The organism is Mesorhizobium sp. B2-7-2, assembly GCF_006440775.1.
Classification (GTDB): Bacteria; Pseudomonadota; Alphaproteobacteria; order Rhizobiales; family Rhizobiaceae; genus Mesorhizobium.
In genome coordinates this window covers 65,202-81,555 of sequence record NZ_VFTZ01000021.1, presented here as the reverse complement: position 1 = coordinate 81,555, position 16,354 = coordinate 65,202, and the positions used below count along the sequence as shown (strand labels likewise).

The 16,354-nt window shown below is 63.6% G+C and carries 12 protein-coding genes; 10 read left to right on the top strand and 2 right to left on the bottom strand.

Going from position 1 to position 16,354, the window contains the following annotated elements; translation table 11 throughout:
* The first annotated feature begins 65 nt into the window (after positions 1 to 65).
* Entirely contained in the window at positions 66 to 1,553 is a 1,488-nt protein-coding gene (gndA, locus tag FJ425_RS24475; protein WP_281407519.1) for an NADP-dependent phosphogluconate dehydrogenase, read from the top strand.
* 309 nt (positions 1,554 to 1,862) lie between these two features.
* On the opposite strand, the gene FJ425_RS24470 is transcribed toward gndA, so the two are convergent.
* Complete coding sequence (locus FJ425_RS24470; RefSeq protein ID WP_140726641.1) at positions 1,863 to 2,909, bottom strand: LacI family transcriptional regulator; 1,047 nt, start codon at positions 2,907 to 2,909, stop codon at positions 1,863 to 1,865.
* 384 nt (positions 2,910 to 3,293) lie between these two features.
* Between FJ425_RS24470 and FJ425_RS24465 the strand changes: the two genes are divergently transcribed.
* The 8 genes from FJ425_RS24465 (at position 3,294) to FJ425_RS24430 (ending at position 11,288) form a co-directional block, all read left to right on the top strand.
* Positions 3,294 to 4,532 (top strand): ABC transporter substrate-binding protein, encoded by a 1,239-nt coding sequence (locus FJ425_RS24465; protein ID WP_140544555.1) that lies wholly within the window; start codon positions 3,294 to 3,296, stop codon positions 4,530 to 4,532.
* Positions 4,533 to 4,616: 84 nt separating this feature from the next.
* On the top strand, positions 4,617 to 5,510 hold the full coding sequence (locus FJ425_RS24460; RefSeq protein ID WP_140544557.1) for a sugar ABC transporter permease: 894 nt from the start codon (positions 4,617 to 4,619) through the stop codon (positions 5,508 to 5,510).
* The gene (locus tag FJ425_RS24455; protein WP_140726638.1) at positions 5,503 to 6,435 is read left to right on the top strand and encodes a carbohydrate ABC transporter permease; all 933 of its coding nucleotides are present in this window, start codon (positions 5,503 to 5,505) and stop codon (positions 6,433 to 6,435) included. Before FJ425_RS24460 ends, FJ425_RS24455 begins: the two co-directional genes overlap by 8 nt.
* Positions 6,435 to 7,544 carry an ABC transporter ATP-binding protein gene (locus FJ425_RS24450; protein WP_181165031.1) on the top strand — a complete coding sequence of 370 codons (1,110 nt, stop codon included), beginning with the start codon at positions 6,435 to 6,437 and terminating at the stop codon, positions 7,542 to 7,544. The genes FJ425_RS24455 and FJ425_RS24450 overlap by 1 nt, the downstream gene beginning before the upstream one ends.
* 36 nt (positions 7,545 to 7,580) lie before the next feature.
* Complete coding sequence (locus FJ425_RS24445) at positions 7,581 to 8,333, top strand: sugar phosphate isomerase/epimerase (RefSeq protein WP_140635582.1); 753 nt, start codon at positions 7,581 to 7,583, stop codon at positions 8,331 to 8,333.
* Between the two features lie 5 nt (positions 8,334 to 8,338).
* Positions 8,339 to 9,481 (top strand): Gfo/Idh/MocA family oxidoreductase, encoded by a 1,143-nt coding sequence (locus FJ425_RS24440; protein ID WP_140635584.1) that lies wholly within the window; start codon positions 8,339 to 8,341, stop codon positions 9,479 to 9,481.
* A gap of 213 nt (positions 9,482 to 9,694) precedes the next feature.
* Positions 9,695 to 10,741 (top strand): L-glyceraldehyde 3-phosphate reductase, encoded by a 1,047-nt coding sequence (mgrA, locus tag FJ425_RS24435; RefSeq protein WP_140726635.1) that lies wholly within the window; start codon positions 9,695 to 9,697, stop codon positions 10,739 to 10,741.
* Between the two features lie 142 nt (positions 10,742 to 10,883).
* A complete protein-coding gene (locus tag FJ425_RS24430) occupies positions 10,884 to 11,288 on the top strand; it encodes a Fur family transcriptional regulator (RefSeq protein WP_042640862.1) in 405 nt (134 codons plus the stop codon).
* A 235-nt stretch (positions 11,289 to 11,523) separates the two neighbouring features.
* On the opposite strand, the gene polA is transcribed toward FJ425_RS24430, so the two are convergent.
* The gene (gene polA / locus FJ425_RS24425; protein ID WP_140635587.1) at positions 11,524 to 14,487 is read right to left on the bottom strand and encodes a DNA polymerase I; all 2,964 of its coding nucleotides are present in this window, start codon (positions 14,485 to 14,487) and stop codon (positions 11,524 to 11,526) included.
* A 430-nt stretch (positions 14,488 to 14,917) separates the two neighbouring features.
* On the opposite strand from polA, the gene FJ425_RS24420 reads away from it, so the two are divergent.
* Positions 14,918 to 16,303: a M20/M25/M40 family metallo-hydrolase gene (locus tag FJ425_RS24420; protein WP_140635589.1), complete on the top strand. Its 1,386-nt coding sequence runs from the start codon at positions 14,918 to 14,920 to the stop codon at positions 16,301 to 16,303.
* Positions 16,304 to 16,354: the final 51 nt, after the last annotated feature.

Here is a 16,354-nt window from a genome sequence, read left to right as displayed (position 1 = left end):
TCGGTCTCACCGACCTCGACACAATTCGGCGAGACGGTTGACGCAGCCGCCAAGGCCCGTCATTCATCTGGGAAAGGCGTTCTCCAGGACGCAACCCACAACAAGCATCCGAACGCAGGGAAGAAACGATGGAAAAAGCCGAAATCGGCCTGATCGGCCTTGGCACGATGGGTTCCAACCTGGCGCTCAACATCGCCGAGCACGGGCACCGCATCGCCGTCTTCAACCGCACGCGGTCGCGCACCGACGCCTTTGTCGATAGTGCCGGTTCGCTGAGGGACATGGTCGTCCCGTGCTACAGCCTGGAGGAGCTCGCCGCTGCGATCCGGCCACCGCGGCCGATCATCATCATGGTGCTGGCCGGCAAGCCGGTCGACGAGCAGATCGCGGCGCTGCGCGGCGTGCTGTCGGCCAACGACATCGTCATCGATGCCGGCAACGCCAATTTCCGCGACACGATGCGCCGCTTCTCGGAGCTGTCCGGCTCGGGCCTGACCTTCATCGGCATGGGCGTATCGGGCGGCGAGGAGGGCGCGCGGCACGGCCCCTCGATCATGGTCGGCGGCACGGAAGAGTCCTGGAAGCGCGTCGAGAAAGTGCTGACGGCGATCTCGGCCAAGTTCAAGGACGAGCCCTGCGCCGCCTGGCTCGGCACCGACGGCGCCGGCCATTTCGTCAAGACCATCCACAACGGCATCGAATATGCCGACATGCAGATGATCGCCGAGATCTACGGCATCTTGCGCGACGGCCTCGGTATGGCGCCGAAGGAAATCGGCAAGGTCTTCGAAGAATGGAACAGAGGCCGGCTCAACTCCTACCTGATCGAGATCACCGCAAAAGTTCTCGCCGCCGACGATCCCAAGACCGGCAAGCCGGTTGCCGACATCATCCTCGACCGCGCCGGGCAGAAGGGCACCGGCAAATGGTCGGTCATCGAAGCGCAGCAGCTCGGCATTCCGGCGACGGCGATCGAGGCGGCGGTCGCGGCCCGCGTGCTGTCCTCAATCAAGGATGAGCGGCAGGCGGCGGAAAAGGCCTATGGCAATATCGGTGTCGAGAAGATTTCCGGCGACAAGGGCGCGCTGCTCAAGGACCTGGAGTTGGCATTGTTCGCCGGCAAGATCGCGGCTTACGCGCAAGGTTTCGCGGTGATGAGCGGCGCTTCCAAGGAATTCAACTGGAACCTGCCCATGCCGACCATCGCCAAGATCTGGCGCGCCGGCTGCATCATCCGCTCGCAGATGCTTGACACGATGGCCGAGGCCTTCGGTTCGGGCGGCGCTTCCACCAATCTGCTGATGGCGCCGGCCTTCATCGCCATGATGAAGGAGGCGCATCCATCGCTGAGGCGCATTGTGGCGCGCGCCTCGGAAGCCGGCTCGCCGGTGCCGGCACTGTCGTCGGCGCTCGCCTATTTCGACAGCTACCGCCAAGGACGCGGCACCTCGAACCTGATCCAGGCGCAGCGCGACTTCTTCGGCGCGCACGGTTTCGAGCGCATCGGGGAAGAGGGGACGTTTCATGGCCCATGGGGGAGGGGGGCCGCCTAGACTTGGCTCGCGCCGAGCCGTGGGGCGACTCTCCCGTCGTCATCCACGGGCGAAGCAAGGAGCGAAGCGACGCGGCGCAGACCCGAGGATCCATGCCGTCACGTTTGCCACAGAATACTGCGGCCCAGAAAAGCGCTCCGATGGCATCATTGTCTGCACCGCTGCAGCTCTCGGAATTCACGGAATGGATCCTCGGGTCTGCGCGTCCGCTTCGCTCCCGCTCCGCCCGTGGATGACGAAGTTCAAGGGCTTCGGCCAATCTCCGCCGTAGTCGCAACCCGGCGAAAATCATTTTGTCAGGGATCAGAACTAACCCCGATAGGGCAAAACCTCGCTCGGCGTGCTGAGCGATTGCAGCGTGCCTGGATCGGCGCCGCCGATCCAGCCGAGCACGGCGCGGGCGAGCTCGGAGCCGGCGAGCCGGAAATTCTCGTTAACGACGAGCAGCTCGCGCCGGAACAGATGCAGCAGTTCCGACGATTGTTTCGACACCACGTCGACGTCGCGGCCGAGCTTCAGCCCGGCGTCCTCGATGCCGGCGACGATGGCGAGCGTCGCGGCGGCGGCGCTGCTGACGAAGCCGTCCGGACGGTCCTTGCGCCGCATCAATTGCGCGGTCCGCATCCTGATCTGCTCGATCGACTGATCGATGGAGACGGTGTTGAACGGCACCTCGCTGGCACCCACCTCGCTCAGCGCATCGGCAAAGCCGGCGACCGTATGGCCGTGATAGGTGAGGCCGACCGGAGGCGTCACCAGGGCAAGCCGGTTGCGGCCCCTGCCGGCGAGGTAGCGGACGGCTTCGGCGGCAAAGGCGTAGTTGTCGAAGTCGTGATAGGGATGCACCAGCCCCATGTCGGTACGGCCATGCGTGGCGAAAGGAATGCCGCGCTCCAGCATATAGCGCGCCCGTGGATCGTTGGGCTGGGTGCGCGAGATGATGACGCCGTCGGCCGAACCCGTCTCGACCAGATAGCGCACCGGGTCCAGCGGATCCTGCGAGCGCGAATAGGGCGTGACGATCAGATGGTAGGGCGTGTCGGCGATCACCTCGGTGACGCCGTAGATGATGTCCGAGACGAAGCTCATCAGCTCGTGCTCGGTGTTCAGCACAAGCGATATCACGTTGGTCTTGCCGGTTCTCAAGCGTACGCCGGCGCGGTTCGGGCGATAGCCGATCTGCTTGGCGACGAGCTGGACGCGGCGCCTTGTCTCGGCGCCGATCTCGGGCGCATCCTTCAGCGCGCGCGAGACCGTCGTGACGCCCAGCCCGGTCATGAAGGCAAGCGTCTTCAGCGTCGGCCGTTCCTTGCCCGACGCGTCGTCGTCGCCCTTCTTCGTTATCCGTCTATCCATAGTCCCGCCCGTCAGGCGCATAGCAGTCGCGGGGCCGACCGGCAATCGGGCGGCGGTGACATTTGCGCGACCTTCAGTTTGCGGCTCGGCTCAATATACTGAAACGTTACAGATTGCCAATCTTCGTGATCGACCGGCGAGATCGCACCCTCTGAATCACAGATGCGGAGAGGGGCCGAAGCTCGCTGAAATCACAAAGAAATATCGGTCCGAGCCTGCTTTTTGCACCACTCGCCTGATCCGGCACCCGCATTACCGCCTCGGAAAAAAGATTTTGTTCGCGCCGCGAAAAAATCTTGACCGGCCTTAAGGCGAGGGGTTGCCTAGGCGGATCATTTGCCGTATCGAAAATCTGTAACGTTTCAGATTCTGGGAGGAGCCGAAATGCGATACAAAATCCTGACTGCCGCCTTTGCCGCGACAGTTGCGCTAAACTTCGCCGGCCCGGCGGCCGCGACCGACCTGGAAGTCACCCATTGGTGGACTTCCGGCGGCGAGGCGGCGGCGGTGGCCGAGCTTGCCAAGGCGTTCGACGCGACGGGCAACCACTGGGTCGACGGCGCTATCGCAGGCTCCGGCGGCACGGCGCGGCCGATCATGATCAGCCGCATCACCGGCGGCGATCCAATGGGCGCCACCCAGTTCAACCACGGTCGCCAGGCGGAGGAACTGGTGCAGGCAGGGCTGATGCGCGACCTCACCGATATCGCCACCAAGGACAAGTGGACGGAGATCGTGCGGCCGAAGAGCCTGCTCGATAGCTGCACCATCGACGGCAAGATCTATTGCGTGCCGGTCAACATCCATTCCTGGCAGTGGCTGTGGCTGTCCAACGAGGCCTTCCAGAAGGCCGGCCTGCCAGTGCCGAAGGACTGGAATGAATTGGTGGCGGATGCGCCGGCGCTCGAAAAGGCCGGCATCATTCCGCTCGCGGTCGGCGGACAGGCCTGGCAAGCCTCGGGCGCCTTCGACGTGCTGATGGCCGCGACCGGGGGCACCGACACGTTCCTCAAGGTCTACAAGGACAAGGATGCCACCTTCGCGGCAGGCCCGGAGATTGCCAAGGTGTTCAAGGCGGCGGACGACGCCCGCAAGATGGCCAAGAACACCAATGTGCAGGACTGGAACCAGGCCACCAATCTGGTCATCACCGGCAAGGCCGCCGGCCAGATCATGGGCGACTGGGCGCAGGGTGAGTTCCAGGTCGCCGGCAAGACTGCCGGCAAGGACTATACCTGCCTGCCCGGCCTCGGCCTGAACGAAGTCATCGCCACCGGCGGCGACGCCTTCTACTTCCCGCTGCTGAAAGATGCCGACAAGTCCAAGGCCCAGGAGGTGCTGGCCGAGACGCTGCTCGATCCGAAGACGCAAGTCGCCTTCAATCTCAAGAAGGGCTCGCTGCCGGTGCGTGGCGACGTCGATCTCAACGCGGCGAACGACTGCATGAAGAAGGGCCTCGCCATCCTCGCCAAGGGCGCCGTCATGCCGTGGACGGACCAACTGCTTTCGCAGGACAGCCAGAAGCAGAAGGAGGACCTGTTCTCCGAGTTCTTCGCCAAGCCGGACATGACAGTCGAAGAAGCGCAGAAGCGCTTCGCCGCCATCATCGCTTCGGCCGATTGATCTACCGGCGCCCCGCCAGCTCCCGGCCCCTGCCTATCGGGGGTTGGGAGCATGATGTCCTCATTGCCCCAGCCGGCTGTCTAGATGAGCAATAGCGAACGCCCCAACCAGCTTTTCCGTAACCTCAATGCGAAGATCGCATCGATTCCGATGGTGCTCACCGCGCTTGTGGTGTTCGTCGGCGGCACGGCGTGGACGGTTCTCTACTCCTTCACCAATTCGAAGCTGCTGCCACGGCTCAACTTCGTTGGGCTCGACCAGTATCACCGGTTGTGGGCGACGCCGCGCTGGCTGATCTCGATCGAGAACCTCCTGATCTACGGCGTGATCTCGCTGGTGTTCTCACTGGTGATCGGCTTCGTCCTGGCGGCGCTCCTCGACCAGAAGATCCGCTTCGAGGATACGTTCCGCACCATCTTCCTCTATCCGTTCGCGCTCTCCTTCATCGTCACCGGGCTGGTCTGGCAATGGCTGCTCAACCCGGATTTCGGCATCCAGCGCGTCGTGCGCGATCTCGGCTGGACGAGCTTCAGCTTCGACCCGCTCTATAATTCCAGTATCGTCATCTACGGCATTTCCATCGCCGCGCTCTGGCAGGGCACGGGGCTGATCATGTGCCTGATGCTTGCCGGCCTGCGCGGCATCGACGAAGACATATGGAAGGCCGCGCGGGTGGACGGCATCCCGATGTGGAAGACCTACCTGTTCATCGTCATCCCGATGATGCGGCCGGTCTTCATCACCACGCTGGTCATCATCGCCGCCGGCATCGTCAAGGTCTATGATCTCGTCGTGGCGCAGACCAGCGGCGGGCCGGGCATCGCCTCCGAGGTGCCGGCAAAATACGTCTACGACTACATGTTCTTCGCCCAGAATCTCGGCCAGGGTTTCGCCGCCTCGACGATGATGCTGCTCTCGGTGATGATCGTCATCGTGCCATGGGCCTATCTCGAATTCGGAGGCCGCCGGCGTGGTTGATGTCGCTGCCTCCCCGTCCGATGCGGGCGTCCTTCCGCGCGACGACGCCGGGCCTGCCGGAGCGAAGCCGCGGCATGCGCTCTCGCGCCGCAACATCTTCCTCTACGGCACGCTGATCGTCGTGGCGCTCTACTACCTTTTGCCGCTCTACGTGATGATCGTCACGTCGCTGAAGGGCATGCCGGAAATCCGCCTCGGCAACATCTTCTCGCCGCCGGTGGAAATCACCTTCGAACCCTGGGTGAAAGCTTGGGCGACCGCCTGCACCGGCCTCAACTGCGACGGGCTCTCGCGCGGTTTCTGGAATTCGGTGCGCATCACCGTGCCGTCGGTGCTGCTGTCGATCGCGATCGCCTCGATGAACGGCTATGCCTTGGCCAACTGGCGCTTCAAGGGCGCCGACACCTTCTTCATCATCCTGATCGTCGGTGCCTTCATCCCCTACCAGGTGATGATCTACCCGATCGTCATCATCTTGCGCGAGATCGGCATATACGGCACGCTGACCGGCCTTGTGATCGTGCATTCGATCTTCGGCATGCCGATCCTGACGCTCTTGTTCCGCAACTATTTCACGTCGATGCCGGAGGAACTGTTCCGCGCGGCGCGCGTCGACGGCGCCGGTTTCTGGGGCATCTATCTGCGCATCATGCTGCCGATGTCGCTGCCGATCTTCGTCGTCGCCATCATCCTGCAGGTCACCGGCATCTGGAACGACTTCCTGTTCGGCGTCGTCTACACGCGCCCCGACACCTATCCGATGACGGTGCAGCTCAACAACATCGTCAATTCGGTGCAAGGCGTGAAGGAATACAATGTCAACATGGCGGCTACCATCCTGACCGGCCTTGTGCCGCTCATCGTCTATTTCATTTCCGGCAAGCTCTTCGTGCGCGGCATCGCCGCCGGCGCGGTGAAAGGATGATGATGGCAGCGGCAATCGCCAATCCCAGCGTTTCGATCCAGGACCTGTCGCTCAATTTCGGTGTGATGTCGGTGCTGAAGACGCTCAATCTCGACGTCGCCGAGGGCGAGTTCATCGTGCTTCTGGGACCGTCCGGCTGCGGCAAATCCACCTTGCTCAACTGTATCGCCGGCCTGCTCGACATCTCGGAAGGCCGTATCTTCATCAAAGGCAAGAACGTCACCTGGGAGGAGCCGAAGGATCGCGGCATCGGCATGGTCTTCCAGTCCTACGCGCTTTATCCGCAGATGACGGTCGAGAAGAACCTGTCCTTCGGCCTGCGCGTCGCCGGCGTGGCCAAGGACGAGATCGCCAAGCGCATCGCACGCGCCGCCGAGATCCTGCAGATCGAGCCGCTGTTGCAGCGCAAGCCCTCGGCGCTCTCCGGCGGCCAGCGCCAGCGCGTAGCGATCGGGCGGGCACTGGTGCGCGACGTAGACGTCTTCCTGTTCGACGAGCCGCTCTCCAATCTCGATGCCAAGCTGCGGGCCGAACTGCGCGTCGAGATCAAGCTTTTGCACCGCAAGCTCGAAAACACTATGATCTACGTCACCCACGACCAGATCGAGGCGATGACGCTCGCCGACCGCATCGCGGTGATGAAGGGCGGCGTCATCCAGCAGCTCGATGCGCCGCAGACCATCTACAACCGCCCGGTCAACCGCTTCGTCGCCGGTTTCCTCGGCTCGCCGGCGATGAATTTTCTCAAAGGGGAGCTGGAGACGGGCGCCACGCCGACGTTCAAGGGCGATGGCGTTTCCGTGCCGCTCGACCGCTATCAGTTCGAGGGCGATGGTGGCCGCACGGCCAAGTCCTGCGTGTTCGGCATCCGGCCCGAGCACATCGCCTTCGGCGAAGCCGCCAAGGCGATGCCGTTTACCGCCGAATCGACCGTCGAGATCGTCGACCCGATGGGGTCCGACACGCTGGTGTGGACGAAGCTCGCCGGCCAGATCATCTCGTTCCGCGTCGAAGCCGACAAGACGCTGCGCAACGGCGAAGCTATCCGCATCGGCTTCGATCCGGCGCGCGCCTCGCTCTTCGACGCTCAAACCGACAGCCGCCTTTAACGCCCAAAACCATCCCCCAAGCAGAACGGACAGGACATGAACTGGTCATTCCAACTCTACAGCGCCCGCAATTTTCAACCATGGAACGGCGTGGTGAAAATGCTCGGCGAGCTCGGCTACAGCCAGGTCGAAGGCTTTGGCGGCGTCTATGACGACCCGAAGGCGTTTCGCGCCGAGCTCGACAAGAACGGGCTTGCGATGCCGACCGGGCATTTCTCGATCGACGCGCTGGAGAACGATTTCGACGGCGTGCGCAAGATCGCCGACGCGCTCGGCATCAAGCTGCTGATCTGCCCCTATCTGATGCCCGATCAGCGCCCGTCCGACGCCGCCGGCTGGCGCGGCTTCGGCGAGCGCCTGGCCAAGGTCGGCGAGACGGCAGAAAAGGCCGGCTACGGCTTTGCCTGGCACAACCACGATTTCGAGTTCAAGGCGCTTGCGGACGGCTCGCTGCCGCAGGATCACATCCTGTCCGCAGCACCCGACATCGGCTGGGAAATGGACGTCGCCTGGGTGGTGCGCGGCGGCGCCGATCCGCTGCCCTGGATCGAGAAGCATGGCAAGCGCATCGTCGCCGTCCACGTCAAGGACATGGCGAAGCCGGGCGAGGGGCTGGACGAGGATGGCTGGTCCGATGTCGGTCACGGCACGATCGACTGGGCGGGCCTGTTCAAGACGTTGCGCGCCAAGAGCGCGGCGCAGTATTTCGTCATGGAGCAGGACAACCCCAACGACATCGAGCGCTATGCCCGCCGCTCGATCGCGGCAACCAAGAGCTGGCAGGAGTAATCGAAATGGCAGACAAACTTGGCATCGGCGTCATCGGCTGCGGCAACATCTCGAAGGCATATTTCTCGCTGGCGCCATTGTTCCGCGGCATCAAGATGCGTGCCTGCGCGGATATCAACATGGAGGCCGCGAAAGCGCGGGCGAAGGAGTTCAAGCTGCGCGCCGAGGGGGTCAACGACCTGCTCAAGGACGACGAGATCGACATCATCGTCAACCTGACGGTTCCGGCGGTGCATTACGAAATCTCCAAAGCGGTGCTCGACGCCGGCAAGCATGTCTATTCGGAAAAGCCTTTCGTGCTGTCGATCGAGGAAGGGCTCGATCTCAAGAAACGGGCCGAGAAGAAGGGTCTGCGCATCGGTTCGGCGCCGGACACGTTTCTCGGCGGCGCGCACCAACTGGCCCGCGATCTCATCGACAGCGGCAAGCTCGGCGCGATCACCAGCGGCACCTGCCATGTGATGGGCCACGGCATGGAGCACTGGCACCCCAATCCGGATTTCTTCTTCCAGCCGGGCGCCGGTCCGGTGCTCGACATCGGGCCATACTATGTCACCAACCTGATCCAGCTGATCGGGCCGGTGAAGCAGGTGGCGGCCTTCGCAACGACGCCGGCCAAGGAGCGCACCATCAGCTCCAAACCGCGGGCGGGTGAAAAGATCCCGGTGAACACGCCGACCACCATCCATGCGCTGCTCGAATTCGCGAATGGCGCGGTGATCACGCTCAACACCAGCTGGGACGTCTGGAGCCATGGCCACGCGCCGATGGAACTCTACGGCGAATTGGGCACCGTCTTCGTGCCGGATCCGAATTTCTTCGGCGGCGATGTACGCTTCACCGACTCGGCCAAGCCGGTAAAGAAGCTGCCCAAGTGGAACCATCCGTTCGGCGTGCCGAACGAGATGCACGGCCAGGGCATGATGGCCAATTACCGCACCGCCGGCCTTGCCGACATGGCAATCGCAATCGCCGAAGGGCGGCCGCATCGCTGCTCGATGGAGCTGGCGCTGCACGCCGTCGATGTGATGACCGGCATCCTGCGCTCGGGCGAAAGCGGCAAATATGTCGCCATGCAGACGACCTGCGAGCGGCCGGCCGCGCTCGGCGTCAAGGACGCGAAGGCGTTGCTGGCGAAGAAAAAGTAAAGCATGCCTCCCGAAAGTGGGAACCGGTTTCGGGGCAAAGACATGCGCAAATCAAAGCCTGAAGCGCAGGGAGCGATCTGAAAGATCGCGACGCGCTTTAGGTGGCAACCCCCTCTCCCCGTTCCGGCGGGGAGAGGGTAAGGGTTAGGGGCAAGCATCGATTCAAATCAGGCTGGCGGTGGTCGCTGCGCCGTTTCGATCCCGAGGATTCCCATGCCCTATGTCGCCGCCGAAAACCGCTACGAGAAGATGATCTATAACCGCTGCGGACGGTCAGGCCTGAAGCTGCCGGCGATCTCGCTCGGGCTGTGGCACAATTTCGGCAACGACACGCCGCACAGGACCAAGCAGGCGATCGTGCGCAAGGCCTTCGACCTCGGCATCACGCATTTCGACCTCGCCAACAATTACGGCCCGCCGCCCGGCTCGGCGGAAACCGCGTTCGGCGAGATCCTGCGCACCGATTTCGCCGCCTACCGCGACGAGATGATCATCTCGACCAAGGCCGGCTACGAGATGTGGGCCGGTCCGTACGGCGAATGGGGCAGCCGCAAATATGTGCTGGCCAGCCTCGACCAGAGCCTCAAACGCATGGGGCTCGACTATGTCGACATCTTCTATTCGCACCGTTTCGATCCCGAGACGCCGCTCGAAGAAACGATGGGCGCGCTCGACCACGCGGTGCGCTCGGGCAAGGCGCTCTATGCCGGCATCTCGTCCTACAATTCGCAGCGCACGCGGGAAGCAGCCGACATTCTGCGCCAGCTCGGCACCCCTTGCCTGATCCACCAGCCGAGCTATTCGATGCTCAACCGCTGGGTCGAGGAGGATGGGCTGCTTGACACGCTGGAGGGGCTCGGCATCGGCTCGATCGTGTTCTCGCCGCTGGCGCAAGGCATGCTGACCGACAAATATCTCGGCGGCATCCCCGAGGGCAGCCGCGCATCCCAGGGCAAGTCTTTGCGACCGGCCTTCATCAACGACAAGTCGATCGCCAACATCAAGGCGCTCAACGCCATTGCCGGCCGCCGCGGACAGACCTTGGCGCAGATGGCGCTGGCCTGGGTGCTGCGCAAAGGCCGCGTGACCACGGCGCTGATCGGCGCCAGCCGGCCGGAACAGGTCGAGGATTGCGTCGGCGCGCTCAAGACGCTCGAGTTCTCCGACGCCGAGCTCGCCGAGATCGACAGCCACGCCCGCGAGTCCGACATCAACCTCTGGGCGGCTTCGGCCGAACGCAAGGGGCCGCCGCGCAAGTAGGGATCAACTGGCGAAACATCCCGTCCGGCGCGCCGGAAGGGATGCCCTGCGGAAACAGTGGCAAAATCGCTCGTTCGTCGTTATCTCAGGGGAATTGAAGTCGTTCGCGAGATCTGCCGCGAGCGTCGATTGGGCGAACAAGATGACGGCAAGAGATGCGCTGACCAAAAACCAGCTCTGCGTGCTCGAGAAGCTCGAGGCGTCCAGCGGGCCGCTCAGCGCCTATACTTTGCTCGACCAGCTGCGCGAGCGCGGTTTCCGCGCGCCGCTACAGGTCTACCGGGCGCTCGACACGCTGGTCAAGTCCGGCTTCGTGCATCGGCTCGAAAGCCTAAACTCCTTCGTCGCCTGCGCCGAGCCGCACGACCACAGCCATTCGATGACGGCCTTCGCCATCTGCGACAATTGCGGCCAGGTGACCGAGATGTCCGACCATGATGTCGGCCACCGGCTGGACGAATGGGTGCGCTCGACGGGATTTGCCGCCAAGAAGGCGGTGATCGAGTTTCGCGGTGTGTGCGCCAAGTGCAGGGCTGAGGCGGCGTAAGCCATCACTTCGTCATACTAGGGCGAAGCAAGGAGCGAAGCGACGCGCGCAGACCCTGGTATCCATGCCGTGACATGCACGCGCCGCCACGCCGCAGAATCTGGATCGAAGAGCCTGGCAAGGCTATCCGCAACCGCCGCGTTTTACAGCCTGCGTCACGGCATGGATCATCGGGTCTTCGCCGCGTCGCTTCGCTCCTTGCTCCGCCCGTGGATGACGAACGAACGTGAGGCGCCTAATGCGCCTCGTCCCAGTTGTTCGCCGCTCGCGCATCGACATGCAGCGGCACCGACATCGAGACCGCCGGCATCGGCGCGTTCTCCATGACGCGACGCACGACGGGGATCGTCGCCTCGACCTCCGCTTCCACCGTCTCGAAGATCAGCTCGTCGTGGACCTGCAACAGCATGCGGGCCGAGAGCTTCGCCTTCTCCAGCGCTTCTTCCATATGCACCATGGCGCGGCGGATGATGTCGGCGGCGGTTCCCTGGAGCCTGGCGTTGATCGAGGCGCGCTCGTTGAAGGCGCGCACCGACGGGTTGGAAGCCCTTATCTCCGGATAGTGGATGCGGCGGCCGAAGATCGTCTCGACGAAACCGTTCTCGCGCGCATAGGCCTTGGTTTCCTCGATATAGTCCCGGATACCCGGAAAACGCTCGAAATAGCGTTTGATGTAGGCGCCCGCCTCCTCGCGCGGGATCGACAGCTGGTTGGCGAGGCCGAAGGCCGAGATGCCGTAGATGATGCCGAAATTGATCGCCTTGGCGCGGCGGCGCACTTCCGAAGGCATGCCCTCGACCGGCACGTTGAACATTTCCGACGCGGTGATGGCATGAATGTCGGCGCCGTCGGCGAAGGCTTGCTTGAGCTGCGGGATCTCGGCGACATGGGCAAGCACGCGCAATTCGATCTGGCTGTAGTCGGCCGAGACCAGCTTGTGGCCTTTCTCCGCAATGAAGGCGGTCCTGATCTTGCGGCCTTCTGCCGTGCGCACCGGGATGTTCTGCAGATTGGGGTCGGAGGACGACAGGCGCCCGGTGGTGGTCGCTGCCAGCGCATAGGAAGTGTGGACGCGGTTGGTGCCGGGGTTGATGAAACCGGGCAGCGCGTCGGTATAGGTCGATTTCAGCTTGGTGAGCTGGCGCCAGTCGACGATCTTGCGCGGCAGCTCGTGGCCCTCGGCGGCGAGATCTTCCAAAAGCTGTGCCGAGGTCGACCATTGGCCGGTCTTGGTCTTCGAGCCGCCCGGCAGGCCCATCTTGCCGAACAATATGTCGCCGAGCTGTTTCGGTGAGCCGATGTTGATGCGCTCGCCGACGATCCCGTAAATCTCTTCCTCGACGCGAGCCGCGCCTTGAGCCAGCTCGCCGGAGAGCCGCGACAGGATCTGGCGGTCGATCGAGATGCCGCGTTGCTCCATGCGGGCGAGCACCGGCACCAGCGGCCTTTCCAGCCGCTCATAGACGGAAACGAGGCCCTTGGCGGCAAGCCTCGGCTTCAGCACCTGCCAGAGCTGCAGCGCCAGGTCGGCCTGCTCGCCGGCATAGGCGGTCGCGCGTTCGATATCGACCTGATCGAAGCCGATGGCGCTCTTACCCGAGCCGGCGAGTTCCTTCTTCGAGGCCGGCGCGTGGCCGAGCCACTTCTCCGATAGCGAGACGAGGTCGTGACCGCCGGATGTGCCCGCGTCGAGCACGTAGGAGATCAGCATCGTGTCGTCGAACGGGCCGACCTCGATGCCGTGCCGGCTCATCACGACGATGTCGTATTTCATATCCTGGACGATCTTGAGGACCGATCGGTCCTCAAGCAGCGGCTTCAGCAGCGCCAGCGCCTTGCGGACCGGGATCTGGTTCTCCAGCATGCCGCCGCCGAGCAGGTCGCCATTGCCGCTCTTGTGGGCGAGCGGCACATAGACGGCGCGGCCAGGCGCGAGCGCCATGGAAAGGCCGATCAGGTCCGCCCGCATCGGGTCCGACGAGCTGGTCTCGGCGTCGAACGCAAGGACACCGGCCTCGCGGGCTTCGGCTATCCAGGCCTCGAGCGCTGCCGCGTCGCGAATGGGCGCATAGGCCGAAGGGTCGATCTTGCGAGCGGCCGCCTGCTCCAGCCGCAGGGCAGAGAGGAGCGATGGGGTGTCGCCTTGCGGCGGCGCGTCCTCGCCCCTGACCGGCGCAGCCGGTTTTAAAGCATCGTTCGGCGCGGCCGCCGGCCCTGGCACCGGCGGAGCGCCGGCACCGACATCGGGGCCATGCGCGGTATCGGCGCGCTCGATTGTGACGGCGGTGGCCTGGACGTCGCCAATGTCCGTTGCGGTCGCTTCGGCGACGCGTCGGGTCAGCGTGGTGAACTCCATCGTCTTCAGGAAGCCGATCAGCTTCGGGCCATCCGGCGCATGCAGGACAAGGTCGTCCAATCCTTCCCTTAGCGGTACGTCGTTCTTCAACGTCACCAACTCGCGCGAGATGCGCGCCTTGTCGGCATTGGCGATGATGGTCTCGCGGCGCTTGTCCTGCTTGATCTCGGAAGCGCGCGCCAGCAGCCCGTCAAGGTCGCCGAACTGTTCGAGCAATTGCGCCGCGGTTTTCGGGCCAATGCCGGGCACGCCCGGGACGTTGTCGACCGAGTCGCCGGTCAGCGCCTGCAGGTCGATCATCTTTTCGGGCGGCACGCCCCATTTCTCGATCACCTCGGGAATGCCGATCTGGCGATCCTTCATCGGGTCGTACATGCCGACGGTCGGACCGACCAGCTGCATCAGATCCTTGTCGGAAGAGATGATGGTGGTATCGGCGCCGGCTTCGCAAGCCAGCCGGCAGTAAGTCGCGATGATATCGTCGGCTTCAAAACCCTCCGTCTCTATGCAAGGGACATTGAAGGCCGCGGTCGCCTGGCGGATCAGGCCGAATTGCGGGATCAGGTCTTCCGGCGGCGCGGAGCGGTTGGCCTTGTATTCGGGGTAGAGATCGCTGCGGAAGGTTTTCGACGAATAGTCGAAGATGACGGCGAAATGCGTCGGCACCACGCCGACATCGGTGTTGCGGGCGTCCTGCATCAGCTTCCACACCATGTTGCAGAAGCCGAGCACGGCGCTGGTCGGCAGGCCGTCGGATTTGCGGTTGAGCGGCGGCAGCGCGTGGTAGGCGCGGAAAATGTAGCCGGAGCCGTCGACGAGGAAGAGGTGATCGCCTTTTTTCATGCCGGCAGGGATAGCGCGGCCCGGCTTCGCGGTCCATGGCTCAGGCTGTGGAACCCACCGGTTCGGGCAACACCCCTGACACATCCTGTCCGGCTGGAAATTTGCCGCTCACGGGCATGTTACAAAAGTGTAATTTTCGTGCCCTTGAATCGCCATGTTCACGGACCCAAATACACGTCATCGGCAGTTTTTCGCCGAAGTCCGGAGTAAGGCCCGTCCCCCGCCTATCCCGGGCAATTGCGGCAGCCTATCCCCCCTCTCCGGGCTGCCGCATCGTTTCGAGTAAAGTAAAGACCGCCGTGGTTCCCCCTCCACCACGGCGGTTCTTTTTTGCCTTCAGGCAAGCCTTTCCCGCTTGGTCCAATGATCGCGGGCTTTTCGTTTTCGGCATGGCCCTTTAGGGTCTGCCTAAAATCGAAAGGCAAAGCGCATGTCCAGAATCTCCCCCGTCCTCGACCGTCTCGACCAGAATCTCGACCAGAGCCTGGAGCGGCTGTTCGGCCTGCTCGGCATCAGGTCGATCTCCACCGATCCGGCCTTTGCCGCCGATTGCCGCACGGGTGCCGAATGGCTGGTCGCCGAGCTCAAGCTGATCGGGTTCGACGCCAGTATGCGCGATACGCCCGGACATCCGATGGTGGTGGCGCATCACGAGGGACCGGAGGGCGCGCCGCATGTGCTGTTCTACGGCCACTATGACGTCCAGCCGGTCGATCCGATCGAATTGTGGGAAACCGATCCGTTCGCGCCGTCGGTCAAGGAGCTCGAGCCCGGCCGCAAGGTGATCACCGGGCGCGGCTCGGCCGACGACAAGGGGCAGTTGATGACCTTCGTCGAGGCCTGCCGCGCGTGGAAGCAGGTGCATGGCAATCTACCCTGCCGCGTCACCATCCTGTTCGAGGGCGAGGAGGAATCCGGCTCGCCGTCGTTGAAGCCGTTCCTGGAAGCCAACGCCGCCGAGCTGAAGGCTGATTTCGCGCTGGTCTGCGACACCAGTATGTGGAACCGCGAGACGCCGTCGATCTGCGTGTCGCTTCGCGGCATGGTCGGCGAGGAGGTCACCGTCAAGGCGGCCAACCGCGACCTGCATTCGGGCCTATATGGCGGTCCCGCCGCCAATCCGATCCGGATCCTGGCCAAGGTGCTGGCCGATATTCACGATAAGGACGGCCGCGTCACCATTCGAGGCTTCTATGACGGCGTCGAGGAGACGCCTTCGCAGGTGCTGAAATCCTGGGAGGGACTTGGCGAGACGGCCGAGACTTTCCTCGGACCGGTCGGCCTCTCCATTCCGGCCGGCGAAAAGGGCCGCTCGGTGCTCGAGCTCACCTGGGCGCGGCCGACGGCGGAATTCAACGGCATCATCGGCGGTTATACCGGCAAGGGTTTCAAGACGGTGATCGCGGCGCAAGCGTCGGCGAAAGTGTCGTTCCGGCTCGTGCACAAGCAGGACCCGAAGAAGATCCGCGCCGCCTTCCAGGCCTTCGTGCGCGAGCGCATCCCGGCCGATTGCTCGGTCGAATTCCACCCGCATGGCGGCTCGCCGGCGATCCAGCTTTCCTACGATTCGCCGTTCCTGGCCAAGGCCAAGGATGCGCTGTCCGACGAATGGGAGAAGCAGGCGGTCACCACCGGCGGTGGCGGCTCCATTCCCGTGGTCGGCGATTTCCAGACCTATCTCGGCATGGAATCGCTGCTGGTCGGCTTCGGCCTCGACGACGACCGCATTCATTCGCCGAACGAGAAGTATGAGCTGACCTCGTTCCACAAGGGGCAGCGGTCCTGGGCGCGAATTCTCGACGCGCTGACCCGCTGAGCGAAAATCACGAAAGCCCTGAGGTTCAACTTTCTGTTGATTTTTCTCCGG

Bases quoted from the DNA above. Each gene is read 5' to 3' on its own strand.
- FJ425_RS24460 (WP_140544557.1), top strand. From the start codon at position 4,617: ATGAGCAATAGCGAACGCCCCAACCAGCTTTTCCGTAACCTCAATGCG.
- FJ425_RS24470 (WP_140726641.1), bottom strand. From the start codon at position 2,909: ATGGATAGACGGATAACGAAGAAGGGCGACGACGACGCGTCGGGCAAG.
- mgrA (WP_140726635.1), top strand. From the start codon at position 9,695: ATGCCCTATGTCGCCGCCGAAAACCGCTACGAGAAGATGATCTATAAC.
- FJ425_RS24465 (WP_140544555.1), top strand. From the start codon at position 3,294: ATGCGATACAAAATCCTGACTGCCGCCTTTGCCGCGACAGTTGCGCTA.
- FJ425_RS24445 (WP_140635582.1), top strand. From the start codon at position 7,581: ATGAACTGGTCATTCCAACTCTACAGCGCCCGCAATTTTCAACCATGG.
- FJ425_RS24430 (WP_042640862.1), top strand. From the start codon at position 10,884: ATGACGGCAAGAGATGCGCTGACCAAAAACCAGCTCTGCGTGCTCGAG.
- FJ425_RS24440 (WP_140635584.1), top strand. From the start codon at position 8,339: ATGGCAGACAAACTTGGCATCGGCGTCATCGGCTGCGGCAACATCTCG.
- FJ425_RS24420 (WP_140635589.1), top strand. From the start codon at position 14,918: ATGTCCAGAATCTCCCCCGTCCTCGACCGTCTCGACCAGAATCTCGAC.
- FJ425_RS24450 (WP_181165031.1), top strand. From the start codon at position 6,435: ATGATGGCAGCGGCAATCGCCAATCCCAGCGTTTCGATCCAGGACCTG.
- polA (WP_140635587.1), bottom strand. From the start codon at position 14,487: ATGAAAAAAGGCGATCACCTCTTCCTCGTCGACGGCTCCGGCTACATT.